At 71.6% G+C, this 16543-nt stretch carries 11 protein-coding genes; 8 read left to right on the top strand and 3 right to left on the bottom strand.

The window, feature by feature from the left end; translation table 11 throughout:
- Window positions 1-272 precede the first annotated feature (272 nt).
- On the top strand, window positions 273-2099 hold the full coding sequence (locus B0675_RS27590) for an RICIN domain-containing protein (protein WP_347110111.1): 1827 nt from the start codon (window positions 273-275) through the stop codon (window positions 2097-2099).
- A 66-nt stretch (window positions 2100-2165) separates the two neighbouring features.
- On the opposite strand, the gene tkt is transcribed toward B0675_RS27590, so the two are convergent.
- Window positions 2166-4385: a transketolase gene (tkt, locus tag B0675_RS27585; RefSeq protein ID WP_081222314.1), complete on the bottom strand. Its 2220-nt coding sequence runs from the start codon at window positions 4383-4385 to the stop codon at window positions 2166-2168.
- Between the two features lie 431 nt (window positions 4386-4816).
- Here tkt and B0675_RS27580 point away from each other — a divergent pair, with 431 nt between their 5' ends.
- Both B0675_RS27580 and B0675_RS27575 read left to right on the top strand, forming a co-directional pair.
- Window positions 4817-5545, top strand: a complete 729-nt coding sequence (locus B0675_RS27580; RefSeq protein WP_081222313.1) for an NAD(P)H-binding protein — start codon at window positions 4817-4819, stop codon at window positions 5543-5545.
- A 131-nt stretch (window positions 5546-5676) separates the two neighbouring features.
- Window positions 5677-6249 carry a GNAT family N-acetyltransferase gene (locus B0675_RS27575; protein ID WP_081222312.1) on the top strand — a complete coding sequence of 191 codons (573 nt, stop codon included), beginning with the start codon at window positions 5677-5679 and terminating at the stop codon, window positions 6247-6249.
- Window positions 6250-6407: 158 nt separating this feature from the next.
- Here the strand turns inward: B0675_RS27575 and B0675_RS27570 are convergent, their stop codons facing one another.
- Entirely contained in the window at window positions 6408-9788 is a 3381-nt protein-coding gene (locus B0675_RS27570; RefSeq protein ID WP_179165455.1) for a BTAD domain-containing putative transcriptional regulator, read from the bottom strand.
- Window positions 9789-9973: 185 nt separating this feature from the next.
- Here B0675_RS27570 and B0675_RS27565 point away from each other — a divergent pair, with 185 nt between their 5' ends.
- The 4 genes from B0675_RS27565 (at window position 9974) to B0675_RS27550 (ending at window position 14256) form a co-directional block, all read left to right on the top strand.
- Window positions 9974-10546: an SDR family oxidoreductase gene (locus tag B0675_RS27565; protein ID WP_081222311.1), complete on the top strand. Its 573-nt coding sequence runs from the start codon at window positions 9974-9976 to the stop codon at window positions 10544-10546.
- Between the two features lie 101 nt (window positions 10547-10647).
- Window positions 10648-11910: an MFS transporter gene (locus tag B0675_RS27560; RefSeq protein WP_081222310.1), complete on the top strand. Its 1263-nt coding sequence runs from the start codon at window positions 10648-10650 to the stop codon at window positions 11908-11910.
- A gap of 461 nt (window positions 11911-12371) precedes the next feature.
- Window positions 12372-13538, top strand: a complete 1167-nt coding sequence (locus B0675_RS27555; RefSeq protein ID WP_081222309.1) for a transposase — start codon at window positions 12372-12374, stop codon at window positions 13536-13538.
- A 43-nt stretch (window positions 13539-13581) separates the two neighbouring features.
- Window positions 13582-14256, top strand: coding sequence for a response regulator transcription factor (locus B0675_RS27550; RefSeq protein WP_277625259.1), 675 nt, complete (start codon window positions 13582-13584; stop codon window positions 14254-14256).
- Window positions 14257-14329: 73 nt separating this feature from the next.
- Here the strand turns inward: B0675_RS27550 and B0675_RS27545 are convergent, their stop codons facing one another.
- Window positions 14330-15100: an arylmalonate decarboxylase gene (locus B0675_RS27545; protein WP_081222308.1), complete on the bottom strand. Its 771-nt coding sequence runs from the start codon at window positions 15098-15100 to the stop codon at window positions 14330-14332.
- Between the two features lie 255 nt (window positions 15101-15355).
- Here B0675_RS27545 and B0675_RS27540 point away from each other — a divergent pair, with 255 nt between their 5' ends.
- Window positions 15356-16513 (top strand): LeuA family protein, encoded by a 1158-nt coding sequence (locus B0675_RS27540; protein ID WP_081222307.1) that lies wholly within the window; start codon window positions 15356-15358, stop codon window positions 16511-16513.
- The last annotated feature ends 30 nt before the right edge of the window (window positions 16514-16543 follow it).

The raw sequence follows: 16543 nt of genomic DNA, 5'->3' as shown, positions 1-16543 counted from the left end.
GGTGCGTGGGCCGTCGTTCCCGTGCTGACAAGTGCTCCGGCCGGCAACCGGGTTGAGGGGAGATCCTCGCGTGCCCGGTCCACCGTAGTCCTTGACAGCTTCTGTATTAGTTCGGATTCTAGTCGAACTAAATCAACCGGCACCACGAACGCCCTGCGAACCCCCACGGTCCGACGGCCCCGGCCTGCTCGCGTCGGCGCCCCCCTCCGGACGTCTCGCCCCTCCTGAACAGCCCTGTCGACACGGCGTGTTCAGGCATGAGAGGAGCAGTTGTGCCAGCTCGTCCAGGAACCAAGGCCGTCTGCGCGCTGGCCGCCGCCGGCGCGATGCTGCTCGGCGGCTTCACCACCCGGCCCGCGTCCGCCGAAGCCCCCACCTTCACGGTCTCCGTCGGCGCGAAGGGCGCGTGGACCCACCCCGACGACAGCCCGGCCGCGACTTACATCGACAAGGACGGCTCGTTCCACTACCAGTCGGCCCACGCGTTGTACGGCGCGGACGACCCTCGCGAGTGGACCTTCTATTCCGGCGCGAACTTCGACGCGGCCACCCGCGACGCGGCGTTGAGCGACGCCGTGAACCCCGCCGACCCGCGCGATCGCAACGACGACACCACCTGGCGCTGCAACAACAGCCCCACCGGCCGCGAGTCCACGTACGCCCCGGACACGTCGAGCTACGCGCAGAAGAACTACTGCGACCTGATGGGCGTGTGGGTCGATCCCGACAGCGGAGACTGGTACGGCCTCGTCCACAACGAGTTCACCCCGAGCCCCTTCGGCGACGGTCTCCACTACGACGCGATCGACTACACCGTTTCGAAGGACCAGGGCCGGACGTGGCATTTCAAGAGCCATGTGCTGACCTCGCCGTACAGCACCAGGAGAGGTGACGACACGGCGTTTCCGCACGAGACCTACGACTACGGCGACGGTGACCCCCGCCTGTTCGTGGACACCGCCTCCGGCTACTTCTACGTCTACTACAACTCCCGCGCGATACCGAAGGCCGGCGTCCCCGGAGGCTGGACCGACGGCAGCCGCGCCCACGTGGCCCGCGCCCCGATGTCCGCGAAGATGGCGCCCGGCTCGTGGAAGAAGTGGTACGGCGGCGCTTGGTCGCAGCCCGGACTCGGCGGCCTGGAGAGCAACATGGAGCCCGTCGACGCCGAACACCCCACCGGCTACACGGCTGTCGGGCACGACTACGACCCGCGCAACCCCGGCAGCGTCGCCGAACAGCAGAAGGCCGGCACACTGCCCGCCAAGTCCGACCTGCTGACGATGAACATCGCGTACGACGCCCACCTGGGCCTCTACATCGGACAGCCCGAAGCCGTCGTGCAGGACTCCTCCGAGCCGCAGCGCTTCTACGCGACCGACAACCTCGCCACCCAGAAGTGGCGCCTGCTCGGCGACACCGGCGGCTACCGGACCGGCTCCTGGTACCGCTGGATGCTCGACTCGGTGAACCGGACCGGGTCGACCATCGTCGGCAAGAGGTTCCGCAGCTACTGCTCGTTCCAGTGCGCAGACGGCACCGACGGCGAGTACTACGAGACCGTCGTCGACACCAGCGTCCCCGCCGCTCCCGTCGTCTCGGGGAAGACCTGCACCATCGCGAGCGGGACCGGGCGGCTCCTCGCCCAGGTGCAAGGCGGTGCGGCGACCACCTCTCTTGCCGGGGACGGCAGTTCACCGTTGGGCCGGTGGAAGTTCACCTCCGACGGCGACGGCTCGTACCGCATCGCGAACGCCTCCACCGGAGGGCTCCTCGGCGTCGACGCCACGAGCGACGCCGGGCGAGCGTGGGGAGCCAAGCCCACGGTGACCACCGCGCGGGCCGGCGGCCCCACGGTCGGGCAGCAGTGGTTCGTCGTCCCCTCCACGACCACGAGGGGCGCGGCAACCGGAACGTACCGCCTGGTCAACCGCTACAGCGGACTCGTCCTGGGGCTGTCCGGCAACCCGACCAGGCTCGCGGAGACCACCCCGACGCGGGCATGGACGGACACCAAGGAAGGCCCGGTCGGCGGGGGCCGCACGGCGGCCGAGCAGACGCTCACCCTCACCACGGGGCCCTCGGCGCACCGGCACTGACCCGCCGCCGCGGCTCCCCCGTACGCTTCCCGGCCGGGAAGCGTACGGGGGAGCCGTGAAGGTGTGTCAGGGGCGGTCGCCCGTGCCGCCGTCCTTCGGGGCGTAGGTCTGTCGGTAGCCGCCGGGGCGGGGGGTGCCGTCGGCGTCCTGGATGCTGTCGCGGGCCGCGGCAGCGATCGCTTCGGGGGTGATGCCGAACTCGGAGTACAGGCGCTGGTAGTCCGCGGACGCGCCGTAGTGCTCCAGACTCACGATGCGTCCGGCATCGCCCACCACCTCGCGCCAGCCCTGGCCCACCGCCGCCTCCACGCTGACCCGGGCTCGTACGGAAGGAGGCAGGACCTCGTCCTGGTACGCCACGGGCTGGGCGGCGAACCACTCCTGGCAGGGCATCGAGACGACCCGCACCGCCAGGCCGTCGGCCGCCAGCAGTTCGCGGGCCTCCAGGGCGATGTGCACTTCGGACCCCGTGGCGATGAGGATGACGTCGGGCTCCGAACCGCCCTCGGCTCCGTCGGTGAGTACGTACGCACCCCGGGCGGCCTCACCCGACGCGGCGTAGGTGCCGTCGCCACGGTCCAGTACGGGAACGTTCTGCCGGGTCAGGACCAGTGCGGCGGGGCGGTCCGTGTGTTCCAGGATGGCTGCCCAGCACGCGGCGGTCTCGTTGGCGTCACCCGGGCGCACCACGTCCAGACCCGGGACGGCGCGCAGCGCGGCGAGGTGTTCGACCGGTTGATGGGTCGGGCCGTCCTCGCCGAGGCCGATGGAGTCGTGCGTCCACACGTACGTGACGGGGAGCTTCATCAACGCGGCCAGGCGCACGGCGGGGCGCATGTAGTCCGAGAAGGTCAGGAAGGTGCCGCCGTAGGGGCGGGTGAGGCTCTGCAGGGCGATGCCGTTGAGGATCGCCCCCATGGCGTGTTCCCGGATACCGAAGTGCAGGGTGCGCCCGTAGGGACCGCCCTTGAAGTCCTTGGTCTGTCGGTTGGCCGGGACGAAGGACGGCTCCCCGTCCATGGTCGTGTTGTTGCTGCCCGCCAAGTCGGCCGAGCCGCCCCACAGTTCGGGCAGGACGGGTGCCAGCGCGCTGAGAACCTCACCGGAGGCGGCTCGGGTGGCCATGCCCTTCTCGTCGGCCGGGAAGGCGGGCAGGGCGTCGGTCCAGCCGTCGGGCAGGCGCTGCGCCTGCAGACGCTCCAGCAGCTTCGCCCGGTCGGGGTTCGCCGCCCGCCAGGCCGCGAACTGCTCGTCCCACGCGGCGCGCGTCCCGGAGGCGCGTTCGGAGACCTGACGGGTGCGCTCCAGAACCTCGGGTTCGACGGTGAAGTCCTGCCCGGGGTCGAACCCGAGCACCTCCTTCGTCCCGGCGACCTCCTCGTCCCCCAGCGCGGAACCGTGGGCCTTGCCGGTGTTCTGCTTCGTGGGGGCGGGCCAGCCGATCAGGGTGCGCAGCATGATCAGCGAGGGCCGGTCCGTCTCCTCCTGAGCGGCACGAACGGCTGCCAGGAGCGCGTCGACGTCCTCGACGTACTCGCCCGTGACGGTCCAGTCGACGGTCTGCACGTGCCAGCCGTAGGCGGCGTAGCGGGCCGGGACGTCCTCGCTGAAGGCGATGTCCGTGTCGTCCTCGATCGAGATGTGGTTGGAGTCGTAGAACACCGTCAGGTTGCCGAGCTGCTGGTGTCCGGCGAGCGAGGAGGCCTCGCTCGTGATCCCTTCCATCATGTCGCCGTCGGAAGCGATGACGTAGACGTGGTGGTCGAAGGGGCTGCTGCCCGGCTCCGCGTCCGGGTCCAGCAGGCCGCGCTCGCGGCGCGCACCCATCGCCATCCCCACGGCGCTCGCCAGTCCCTGCCCCAGCGGCCCGGTGGTGATCTCCACTCCCCGGGTGTGCCGGTACTCGGGATGGCCGGGAGTGGCCGAGTCCCAGGTGCGGTACGCCTCCAGGTCGGACAGCTCCAGTCCGTAGCCGGCGAGGTAGAGCTGGATGTAGAGGGTCAGGCTGGAGTGCCCGCAGGACAGGACGAAGCGGTCCCGCCCCAGCCACTGGTCATCGCTCGGATCATGACGCATCACGTTCTGGAACAGCAGGTACGCCAGCGGGGCCAGACTCATGGCCGTACCGGGGTGGCCGTTGCCGACCTTCTGCACCGCGTCCGCCGCCAGCAGCCGCACGGTGTCCACCGCCCGCACGTCGACGTCGTCCCATCCCGCACGCTCGGCCACCGGGCTCGCCACGGACCTGCCGCGCCGATTCGTCGTGCCGGACTGCTCGCTTGCCATGCTGTTGCTCCTTCGTCGTCGGTACGGACGGATCCCGCGGGCCGATCTGTAGAGGGATGCCCGCCGGGTGCCGGTGTCGCTCAAAATGCACTCGCCTGGTGGCCGGGCTCTCATGCCGGTTCCGTCCGCTCGCGCAGCTGTCGTCGGTCCGAGTACCCACATCGGCGGCGATGCTCGCGGTCGGTCGGCGCCGGCTCGCGCGCCTCTCGCCGGACACCGGCCGCTGCCGGGCGAGAGCCTGGACCGGCGGCACCGCGTCCGTGCCCCGTACGGGTTCACCGGCCTACGCCTGCTCCTGCCGACGCGTGGGCTCGACCAGACGTGTCGCCGTCGAGCCGTCGTCCCGCGGTCGGCGGTGGCACCGCTTCGGGGCCACGTCGCGGATGCATACTTTGACTCGTTTTGTGCCACTCATCGACGAAAGGCGCGCTATGCAGATCGCAGTCATCGGCGGAACCGGGCTGATCGGCTCGCAGGTCGTCACGAAGCTCAACGCCGCCGGACACGAGGCCGTACCGCACTCCCAGTCCACCGGCATCGACGTCATCAGCGGCCAGGGACTCGACCGGGCGGTCGCCGGAGCGGACGTCGTCGTCAACCTGACCAACTCGCCGACGTTCGACGAGGCCTCCCTCGCCTTCTTCCAGACCTCGATGGACAACCTCCTGACCGCGTCCCGCAAGGGCGGCGCCCGTCACTTCGTCATCCTCTCGATCGTCGGTGTGGACCGGGTGCCGCAGCTGGACTACTACCGTGCCAAGGTCCTCCAGGAGGAGGTCCTCAAGGCCGGACCCCTTCCCTACTCGATCGTCCGGGCCACGCAGTTCATGGAGTTCATGGACGCCGTCCTGTCCTGGACCGCCGACGGCGACACCGTCCGTCTGCCCGCCACGCCCATCCAGCCGATCGCCGCCGAGGACGTCGCCGACGCCGTGGCGGAGGTCGCCGTGGGCGCCCCGCTGAACGCCGTCCGCAACATCGGCGGCCCTGAGGTCTTCGGCCTGGACGAACTGGGCCGCATCACGCTGTCCCACAAGGGCGACCCGAGGACCGTCGTCACCGACCCCACCGCCGGCATGTTCGCCGCGGTCGACGGTGACGTCCTCACCGACAAAAGCGCTCATCTGGCGGCCACGCGTTACACCGACTGGCTCTCCTGACGCGGCTCAAGGCCTGCCCGTCCGCCGTCGTGACGGGCTCCGGCCTCCTATGCTCGTCCGGGGCGGACGGTACCGAGAGCCCCGCTGAACGAGGCGGGACGCGTCCCGGCCCGCACCGAGAGGCCAGTGCCATGGACTACCGCCACGCCGTCACGGCCGACGCCCCGGCCATGGCCGAACTGTTCGCGGCCCATCACTACGACGCGCTCACGGAGCGGGAGCGCGCTCAACAGGGCTTTGTCCAGGGCGGCCTCGATGCCGGCACCCTGCGTTCGATGGCCGAGGACAGGAGCTTTCTCGTCGCGGACGACGACGGGCTCCTGGCCGGCCTGCTCGGTCTTCTCTCCCCGGAGAACATGACCGATCCGCCGCCGCCTGCCCGGGCGGTCCTGGACGCCCAGGACTCGCTGAGGTGGCAGGGCCGGCCGCTCCGTGCCATGCCGTGGCTGTTCTACGGACCCGTGGTGGTCGCCACCGCGTACCGCGGAAAGGGGGTGGCCCGCGGGTTGTACACGGCGGCCCTCCGAGCGGGGTCGGGACGAGCCGACGCGATGGTCGCCTTCATCGAACGGGCCAACCGGACGTCGTGGGGAGCCCATGTCGACGGCTTCGGCATGACCCCGATGGGGGAGTTCACCATCGGGGACCGCCGCTACGGTGTCGTGGGCGCGTCCCTCGGGTCGTCGGCGATCTCCGACGCCTGACGCGAAGCTCCCCGAGGACTAGACGACCGGGCAGCCTGCATCGTTCAGGATTCCCTCGGCGCTCCGGTCTTCACCACCAGCGCTGCGACCGAGGGCGCCGCCGCGTTCACCGAGAAGCGTCCACCCACCGGCCTGGCAGGTCCGGCAGCCCGGTTCGGTCAACCGGCGTCCCGCCCCGACAGGCCAAGTCCCAAGCGGGCGTGGCGCATCGCCTCCTCGGCCGTCAGCAGACCTCCACGCTCGTACGCCTCCGTGAACGCGGAGACGCCCAGTACCTTCCGCGCCGCATCGGTGACGCGGTCGACGTCACCGCGTTCGGCGGGTGGCAGCGGGGCTCCGGCGCGGGAGCGGGCGGCTGCCGCCGCGCCCAGGAGTTCGGCCGCGTACGCGGCGCCGGCAACCTGCCCCGGCAGGGCCGCGGCGCCGGCCAGCCCCTCCAGGGAGAGGGCCAGAGCGCGAGGTTCGGCGAGGAGCCGGGCGATCTCCAGCCCTTCCAGGTGGTGCCTCGACGCCCCCTTCGCGTCGCCGCGGAGCTCGGCGGTGAAGCCGAGTTCGGCGAGGAGTAGGTGGTCACCCGCCCGGGACGACACGTCGGCGTAGCCGTCGCGGATCCGCAGCAGATGCGTCTCGGCCGTGTCGAGGTCTCCGGAGCGGCGCGCACCGAGGGCGAGGCCCATCACGGAGTGGATCTCGCCGTACTTGTAGCCCTGCTCGACGGCGATCCGACGCGCCTGTTCATGCAGGTCACGGGCGCGTTCCCAGTCGCGGGCGAGCAGCGCGAGGCGTCCGAGCCCGGAGAGCCGCGCGGACACCTCCGCCTCCAGGCCCAACTCGCGCGCCATCCGCAGCCCTTCGTGCTGGCGGCGCTCCGCGTCCCCGTAGGCGCCCTTGATCTCGGCGAGTGCGGCGAGGGGGGACACGGTCTGCAACTCGCCCCAGTGGTCGCCGAGTTCACGGAAGGTCCGGGCGCTCCGCAGGCCGTCGCGGCCCAGTCCGGCGAGGTCGCCGCAAGCGAGTGCAAGGGACGCTCGCAGCCCGAGCGCGGCAGCAGTGCCCCACTGGTCCCCGGCAGCGGTGGACAGGGTGAGGGCGCGGGTGTTCAGCTCGTCGCCCTCGGCGGTGTCGCCGGCGCAGAACAGACCGTACGCGCAGAGCCACAGAGCGCGGGCGCGTCGGACGGGGTCGGGGATCGCCTCGGCGCGGGTGCCGAGGCCGCTCGCGGCGAGGCCGTCTCCCGTGCCGGTGCATCGGTTCGCCGACGCGGCGGCGACCGCTGAGGAGTCCCCGGTGAGCAAGGCGAACGCCGTCTGAAGCAGGGCGAGTTCGGCGGGTGTCGAGGAGCCGGACGTGGTGGCCAGGACCGAACCGAGTCTGCGGCGGGCCTCGTTGAGCCGGCCCCGCAACAGCCACCACCAGGCCAGAGCGGTGGTCAGCCTGACCGCCTCCTCCGGTTCCCCTGCACCCGCGCGGCGCAGCGCTTCGTCGAGTGCCGTACGGAGGTTGCCGGCCTCGGCGTCCAGCCGGGCCAGCCAGAACTGCTGTGCGTCGCCTCGTAGATGCGGCTCGGCGTGTTCGGTGAGGGCCCGGTAGTGGCGCAGCTGACGGTCCCGTACGGCGCTGAAGTCCTCCATCTCGTGGAGCTGTTCGGTCGCGTACGCGGCGACGGACTCCAGCAGGCGGTAGCGGGGGCCGGTGGGTCCCTCCACCACGACGACCAGGGAGCGGTCGACCAGGCGGGTGACGAGGTCGAGGACCTCGTCCCGGGTGACACCGTCACCCGCGCAGACGGCTTCGGCGGCTTCCAGGTCGCAGCCGTCGCTGTGCGCGCCGAGGCGTCGCAGAACGATGCGTTCGGGTGCGCTGAGCAGCTCCCAGCTCCAGTCGATGACCGCCCGCAGGGTCTGCTGGCGCGCCGGCGCCCCGCGCTGTCCGAAGGTCAGCACCCGGAAGCGGTCGTTGAGCCGGGCCGCCAGCCCCTTGACTCCCAGGGCCCGTACGCGGGTGGCGGCGAGTTCCAGTGCGAGCGGGATGCCGTCGAGACGGCCGCAGATCTCGGCGACGGCCTGCCGCTCGGTCTCGTCCGGCGCCTGCGGGTCGCGCGGGAAACCGGGGGTCGCGGAGGCCGCGCGTTCCATGAACATGCGGACGGCGTCGGTGGGCGGCAGGGGTTCGACGAGGAACACCGCCTCGCCCGCCAGGCCGAGAGGCTGCTGCCCGGTGGCCAGGACGCGCAGTCCGGGCGCGGTGCGCAGGAGAAGCTCGGTGAGTTCGGCGGCCGCGTCGATGACGTGTTCGCAGTTGTCCAGGACGAGCAGGGTGCGCCGGTCGCGCAGGGCCGCGGCGAGCCGGTGCGGCAGGGAGGCGTCGGAGGTGCCGGTGCCCGGTAATGAGTGAGGGGTGTCGTCCCGGATGCCGAGGGTGGCGGCGAGGACCTGCGCCAGGTCCGCCGCGGTGCCGGAGCGGATGCCGGAGAACTCCACGAGCCATACGCCGTCGGCCGGTTGACCGGCCTCGGCACTCTCCCGCTCGGCCGTTGCCGCCGCCACGGCCAGCCGGGTCTTGCCCACGCCGCCGGGGCCGGTGAGGGTCACCAGCCGCTGTTCCGTGAGGAGTCGGGACAGTCGGGCGAGTGCCTCGTGACGGCCGACGAGTGGAGTGAGGGGAACGGGAAGATTCGTGTGCGGCCCCGGCCCGGGAACATGCGCGGAGACGTCGGGCCCCGTGCCGGATGCGGCCAGGGCGCTCGTCGCGCCGTTCCGCACCTCGGGTGCCGGGCTCCGCTCTCTCTTCCGGGAGGTTCCGGCGCTCAGCTCGGGGTCCTGCCGGAGCACCGAGCCGTGCAGGGCGGCCAGTTCGGGGCTCGGGTCGACGCCCAGTTCCTCGACCAGCCGGCACCGCAGATCGTCGTACGACGCGAGCGCTTCGTTCTGTCGTCCCGCCGCGTACAGCGCCCTCATCTGGACGGCGCGCAGGCGCTCCCGCAGGGGATGGCGTGCCACGAGGTCGGCGAGCTCCCCGGCGAGAAGCGCGTGGTCCTGTGCCTCCAGACGCGCCTCCGCCTGGTCCTCCAGCACGGACAGCCGCTGCTCCGCGAGGCGTTGCGCGGTTCCCTGTACGAAGCCGTCGTCCGCGAAGTCCGCGTACGCCGGCCCGCGCCACAGGTCCAGTGCTTCGGTGAGCAGGGCGGCCCGGGTGCGCGGGTCCTGGACGGGGCGGGCCTCGGTCACCAGGGCGCGGAACCGTACGGCGTCCACCTCGTCGTCGCCGTCGAGCCGCAGCCCATAGCCGGGCGGCTGCCGCACCACACGGTCACGGCCGACGACCCTGCGCAGTTGGGAGATCTTGGCCTGCAGCGCGGCGCGGGGATTGCCCGGGGGCACGTCGCCCCACAGGTCCTCGATGAGCCGGTCGGCGGACACCGGTCCTTCGTCGTTCGCGAGCAGGGACGCCAGCAGAGCCCGGACCTTGGCCTCGGGGACCTTGACCTCCCGGCCCTCGCCGTCCCACACCATCAGTGGCCCGAGCACCCCAAACCGCATGGTCACACCGTACATGTCCGGGGAACCGGCCTCCGCGGGCTCTCGGCGAGGGCCGTGCCGCCGCCCGCCCACGGTCGGGCCCGAAGGATTCCGGAAGGTTCCCCGAAGGGGCCGGGCGCAGAGTCGTCTTCCGGGAGGCGCCACGCACCGGCGAGGAACGGGCACCCCCGAAAGGAGCGGCACACATGGCCAGGTACGCGGGCAGGAAAGCCCTCGTGGTCGGCGAGGTCACCGGCATCGGCCTGGCCATCGCGAAGCGGCTCGTGGAGGGCGGGGCCACGGTCCTGCTGACCGTCCGCACCGCACCCGAGCGCGCCCACGCGGTCGCCGAGCTGGGCTCCGCCGCCCGCGTCGTCACCCCGGCCACCCTCGAAGCAGCGCTTGTCGCACCGGCGGGTGCCGGTCCCGAGGCCGCCACGGAAGGCGGCCTCGACCTCCTGTTCTCCGACGCCGTGGCCTCCGCGCGGCCCCTGCTGCCTCACCTCCGGGACGGCAGCGCGATCGTGCTCACGGCACCGGCCCCCTGCCCCGACGTCGTACGGGCGCTCGCCACCGAACTCGTCGCCCGGGGCATCCGCGTCAACGCGGTGGCCCCCGGCTGTATCGAGGCGCCGGGCGCCGGCGCCGTCCCCCTGCCTCCGCTGGGCCGTCTCGGCGCCGCCGAGGAGGTGGCCCGCGCCGCACTCTTCCTGGCCACGGAGGCGACGTTCACCACGGGCGTGCGGCTGCCTGTCGACGGCGGCCTCGCCTTCCCGTGAACCGGCCACCGTCCCGTACGCCGTCCGTCCCCCCTGCCCCTCACCGTCCCCACGCCCCTCGACGTCCCACACCCCCTTCCGGAAGACCTGGAGCACATCCCATGAGCACCGCACCCGACACGGCGCCCGCCGCTGCGGCATCCGAACCGAAGAGTGAAGGCGAGGAACAGCGGAAACTCCCGTTGTTCGCCCTGCTGGCCCTCGCCACGGCCGTCTTCATCACCAGCCTGACCGAGACCCTCCCCGCCGGTCTGCTGCCCGCGATGAGCCGGGACCTCCATGTGAGCGAGTCGGCGACCGGCCAGACCGTCACCGTCTACGCGATCGGCACCGCCCTCACCGCGATCCCGCTCACCGCCGCGACCGCGGGCTGGCGACGCAAGAAGCTGCTCCTCGCCGCCATGGGAGGCTTCGCCCTCGCCAACACGGTGACCGCCGTGTCGTCCGTCTACGAACTCACCATGGCGGCGCGGTTCGTCGCCGGTGTCGCCGCCGGCGTGGCCTGGGCCCTGCTCGCCGGCTACGCGCGGCGCATGGCTCCCGCCCACCTCCAGGGCAAGGCGATGGCCGTCGCCATGGCGGGCATCCCCGTCGCGCTCGCCCTCGGTGTGCCCGCCGGAACGTTCCTCGGCGACTGGCTCGGCTGGCGCGTGGCGTTCCTCGCGATGACGGCGCTCACCCTGCTGCTCCTGGCGTGGATCACCGCGGCCGTCCCGGACTTCCCCGGACAGGAACGCGGCGAGCGGCCCAGGATGCTGCCCACCCTGCGCATCCCGGGAGTGACTCCGGTCCTCTTCGTCACCCTCGTCTTCGTCCTCGCCCACACCATCCTGTACGCGTACATCGCCACCTACCTCGACGACCTGGGCCTCGGCGGCAGCACCGGCCTGGTGCTCCTCGTCTTCGGCGCCGCCTCGCTGGCGAGCATCTGGATCGTCGGGGCGCAGATCAACCGACGGCTGCGCGGCCTCACGATCGGCGGCGCGCTGCTCGTCGCCCTCGCCGCCGCGCTCCTCGCCGTCCTCTCCGACACCACCGCACTCATCTATGTCGCCGCGGTGCTGTGGGGTCTGGGCTGGGGCGGTGTGCCCACGCTGCTCCAGACCGCTGTCGGGGACGCGGGAGGTGAATCCGCCGACGCCGCCCAGGCGATGCTCGTGACGTTGTGGAACGTGGCGATGGCGGGCGGCGGCATCGTCGGAGGCGTCCTGCTCGACGTGGTCGGCAGCGAGTCCTTCCCCTGGACGGTCCTGGTGCTCCTGCTTCCGGTGATCGCGGTCGTCCTGTACGCCCGCCGGGCGGGCTTCCCCGCCCGGCGACCCGTCGCTCCTTCCGAGGAGCCGGTGGCGGACCCGGCCGCCTGAGCGCCGGGGGCGGGCGACGGCCGGCCGCAGGAGCCATGAGCGTTCCTGCGGCGGTCGGTCGTCCACTCGTGATCGCCGGCGCGTGACGGGCGGCGCACTCGTACGGCGCCGGGACGCTGCCGCCGACATCCGTGTCCGCGTGCGGCACATGAGGCAAGTTCATGACTTGTTAATATTTCACCTGACATGTCCGTCGCACCGCTTCACCCCTGGTGGAGCGTGTCCCCTGCTCCACGCGCATCGTCCGCCCAAGCTCCTTAGAGCGGCGTTTGCGCAGGTCAGGCGGCGATCTCGCAAAGTAGACGGCGGACCCGGGTAAACCCTGGCCGGAACGGTACTTTCACCTCGTACGTATGTGCCATGCATCCACTCGGGTGCGGGCGGTGACCGGTATCGAGGGGGCGTGGCGTCGGATGTCGTCGAGTGGGATACGCGCGGGGGCGCCGGACGACGGCGCACGCATGCGGACGTTCATGGACGAGGTCTTCGGGACGAACCAGCGCCCCGAGCAGCGGCGTTGGGCCCAGGCGTACCTGTGGGCCCTGCTCCATGTGTCCGGCAAGAAGACACTGCGCCGCATAGCCCGGGCCAGCCCCTTACCCGCTGCTGCGGCGCGCGGCCTGCACCAGTTCATCAACGCCAGTCCGTGGGACTGGGTTCCGGTGCGCCGACGGCTCACCCGACTGGTGGCGGCGCGGACGACTCCGCACGCCTGGACCGTCGCCGAACTCGTCATCCCCAAGCGGGGCGAGCACTCGGCGGGCGTGCACCGGCGCGTCGACGCGAAGACCGGACGCACCGTCAACTGCCAGCGCGCCCTGGGCCTGTTCCTCACTTCGGGCACCCATTCCTACCCGGTGGCCTGGAGCCTCGTGCTCGGCGGAGTCTGGGACTCCGACCGCGAGCGCAGGCGCCGGGCCCGCATCCCCGGCGCGGAGGCGGGACGCACCGCCGCCGACCACGTCGTCCGGTACGCCGCCGAGCTGGCCGAACAGCCTCATCTCCCGCGCCTGCCCTGGGTGCTGGACCTCACCCGGTGCGACGACGTGGTGGGGGTCCTCGCGGGTCTCCTCCGACTGCGGGCCGACGTGGTGTGCGAGGTCTCCCCGGACCAGCAGGTGGTCACGGGACGACAGGCCCCCGTGGTCACGACGGTGAGCACCCTCATGGAGGTGCGGCACGGCCGGCAGACACACGTGCTCCTGCGGCAGACCCCCGACGGACCCGTCAGGGCCGTGCCGGTCCACACCCACGCGGACAGGGTCGGGCTGACCGCACCCGGCGGTGCCGACGAACCCGACGCCCGTCCGTACCGCATCCTGGAACGGCCCGACCCGGAAGGCCGCGGGCCCGCGCGCTACTGGCTCACGACCCTCACGGACCGGCGCGTGGGGGAGAACCTCCGCCTGGCCCGGAGCCACGCCGCGGCGCTCTCCGCCGTGGACGCGCTCGGTCAGCGGTTCGGCGTCCTCGACTTCGAGGGCCGCTCCTTCCCCGGCTGGCACCATCACATGACCATGGCCTCGGCCGCCTACGTCTACCAACGCCTGAACGGCCGCGGCACACAGGCCGTCCCACCTGACCCGCCCCGCGCACCGGCCGGCGCGCTCGCCGGCGCCTCGAACTGACGTGAAGCCGAGGAACAGGGGTGAGCACGTGCGACAGGTACTCGTGGTCGAGCAGAACGCCGAGAACGCCGCGACGATGGTGGGCGACCTCCGGCGCCAGGGATTCACGGCGCGCAGTGTCGGCACCGGAGAGCGGGCCCTGCGCGCGGCCGGCGACGCGGATCTGTTGCTGTTCTCCCTGGAGTTGCCCGACATCGACGGACTGGAATTGTGCAGAGAGCTGCGGAACAGCTGTGAGACCGCGCTCATTGCCGTCACCGACGCCGACGACGCTCTGGGCCGCGTTCTCGCCCTGAACGCGGGCGCGGACGACTGCGTCGTGAAAACCTGGGGATTCCGCGAGATCGGCGCCCGCATAGAAGCCGTGCTACGTCGTTCTCAGCCCCGGCAGGTACTTCCCGACGCCATTTCCCTCCGCCCTCTGCATATCGATCCCCGCCTGCGTGAAGTACGGCTGCACAACCGGCTCGTCGGTGTCACGTCGAAGGAATTCGAGCTGCTCTACACCTTGGCCGCCACCCCCGAGACCGTCGTGACGCGAAAGGAACTCATGGCCCGGGTCTGGGGAAGCAACTGGGGCCACACCAGCCGTACGATCGACACGCACGTGAGCAGCCTCCGGGCGAAACTCGGATCCAGCGGCTGGATCATCACGGTGCGGGGCGTCGGCTACCGCATGGGACACGCCTGGCGCATGGCCGAGACGTCCGCCGGCTGAGTGCCGTGGGGGCCCGGGGACGCGTGGCCGCGTTCCCGGGCCCCCCGCCACGCCGTCGGAGCTGCGCGAATGCCTACGTGGGGACGGACGCGCGGCCGGACGTGCGCTCCAGCCTCCGCAGCAAGGGGTGGTGTGCCTCTTCGGTGACACCCGCCACCCGCCGCGCCCACCAGGCCGACGCGAGGTTGGAGGACAGCAGCGTGCGCCCCGGTTCCCGGCGCGCGAGCTCGTTCAGCGCGGCGAGGGTGCCCATGCCTGTGCCCGTGAACAACAGGGCGGTGCCGGCGGGCAGTTCCCGCTCCCGTATCCGCCCCAGGATCGTCCTGGTCGTGACCTCGTACGGATCGTAGTGCGCGCCACCGTCCGCATCCGCGCGCGCCGGAACCAGCACCACTCCGTCGACCGTGAGACCGGCTCGTTCCCAGAACGAGCGCGAGGTGTCGGTGAGCCACGGCTGGTACGGGGACACGAGCGTCAGACGGTCCACCCCGAGCGTCTCGCAGGCCGCGAGGATCGCCTGCGTCGAGGATCGCACGGGAGAGCCGGCGCGCTGGGACAACGCGTCGCAGAAGGCCCGGTCGCCCTCGGGGCCCAGCAGATAGTGCGAGGCGCTGCACGCCACCACCGTGGCGTCCAGGCGCAGTTCGCCGAAGCTGTCGAGCAGGGCCGGGAGAACCTCGTTGTACGTCTCCAGCATCGCCCTGAGCCCGGCTCCCGGAGTCACCGGGAACCGTGAGGTGTACACATTCATCGCGGTGCCGAGCAGATGGTTGAACTCGGGTTCCGCCGTGGGGTTTTCCGGCGGGACGACGACCCCCAGCCGGGGCAGCGAGAAGAGATCCATGACCGCACGCTAGGACCTGGATTCCATGAGCGTCCCTTCCCTGACCGATATTTGGCACGCACCCCACACCCGCTCCGCAATCCCTTTCCTTCTTGACACTCCTTGACACTTCACCACAGAGGCCTGACACGGACGATGTTGCTCTTTCGGGCCGGGCCGCGAAGGATGTTGAACGGCGATCAGGCAGGTGTCCTCGAATTCCGATGCGCGGACTCTTTCGGAAACGCGGACCTTCGGGAACAAGGAGTGAAGGAAATGGCAGAAGCAGAGAGCCTCGAGAAACTGGAGAGGCCGCCCCGCATATCCGACGCGACACTGCGCGACTCCGCGCACATGGCGGGCGTCGAGTTCGGCCCCGACGACGCCGCCACCATCGCGGACCTGCTGGTGCGCACGGGCGTCGAACTCGTCGAGGTGGGCATGGTCTCCGGACCGGACTCCAAGGACGCCGAACTCGTCCTCGCCACCCACGAGGCCGTCGGCCCCGAGCGCAGCATGACGCTCCTCGTCGTACGCGACCGCCGTCAGGTCGCTCGGGCCCTCGACGAGGCCGAGCGCCTCGGCGTGCGCCACATCATGTACTCCATCCCCACCTCCGAGGAACACGCGCGGCTGAAGCTCGACTCCGCCAGCCCCAAGTTCCTCCAGACCCTGGCCCGTTCGGCGATCACCCAGGCCAAGGAGCGCGGCTTCCATGTCACGTTCAGCGGCGAGGACGGCGCCCGCACCCCCAAGGAGCGGCTCGTCCCCTACGTCGAGGCGGGGTTCGCGGCGGGGGCCGACCGGTTCCGGCTCGCGGAGACCGTCGCCCGTCTTTCCCCCTGGCAGATGGAAAGCGTGATCGCGGACCTCGTCGCCATCGACGGCTCCGAGATCGAGATCCACTCCCACAACATGCTGGGCATGGCCGTCGCCAACTCCCTCGCCGCGGTCCGGGCCGGCGCCCGATGGATCTCCGCCACCGTCGGCGGCATCGGTGAGCGTGGCGGCAACGCCCCCCTGGCCGAGCTGCTCACCTCGCTGCGCGTGATCCACGGCGACACCCGCTTCGACCTGGGCCACCTCACCGAACTGTCGAGGATCGCGCTCGGCGGAGCCGGCCTGGGGGACGCCTTCCAGTCCGGGCCGACCACCTCGCACGCCTTCGCCTACGAACTCCCCGGGCAGCTGAACCACCCCGAGGCGTACGAGACACTGCCCGCCGAACTCGTGGGCAACAGGCGCGAGTTGCGCGTTCGCAGCCGACTCACCACCGCTCTGGTCGCCTACGCGCTGGCCGACTCCGGCCTGGAGGTCGACATCGACGCCTTCACCCCGTGGCTGGCCCAGCGGCAGGAGCGCGACGGATGCCCGACGCTCGACCGCGACGCGATCCGCAAGGCCGCGATCGACTTCCGCCCCGCGCACACCTGAACCGCGCACACCCACAGCATCGCCCCGCCG

This window comes from Streptomyces sp. M41(2017), assembly GCF_002078175.1.
Taxonomy (GTDB): Bacteria; Actinomycetota; Actinomycetes; order Streptomycetales; family Streptomycetaceae; genus Streptomyces.
This window is presented reverse-complemented; position numbering and strand designations above follow the sequence as displayed.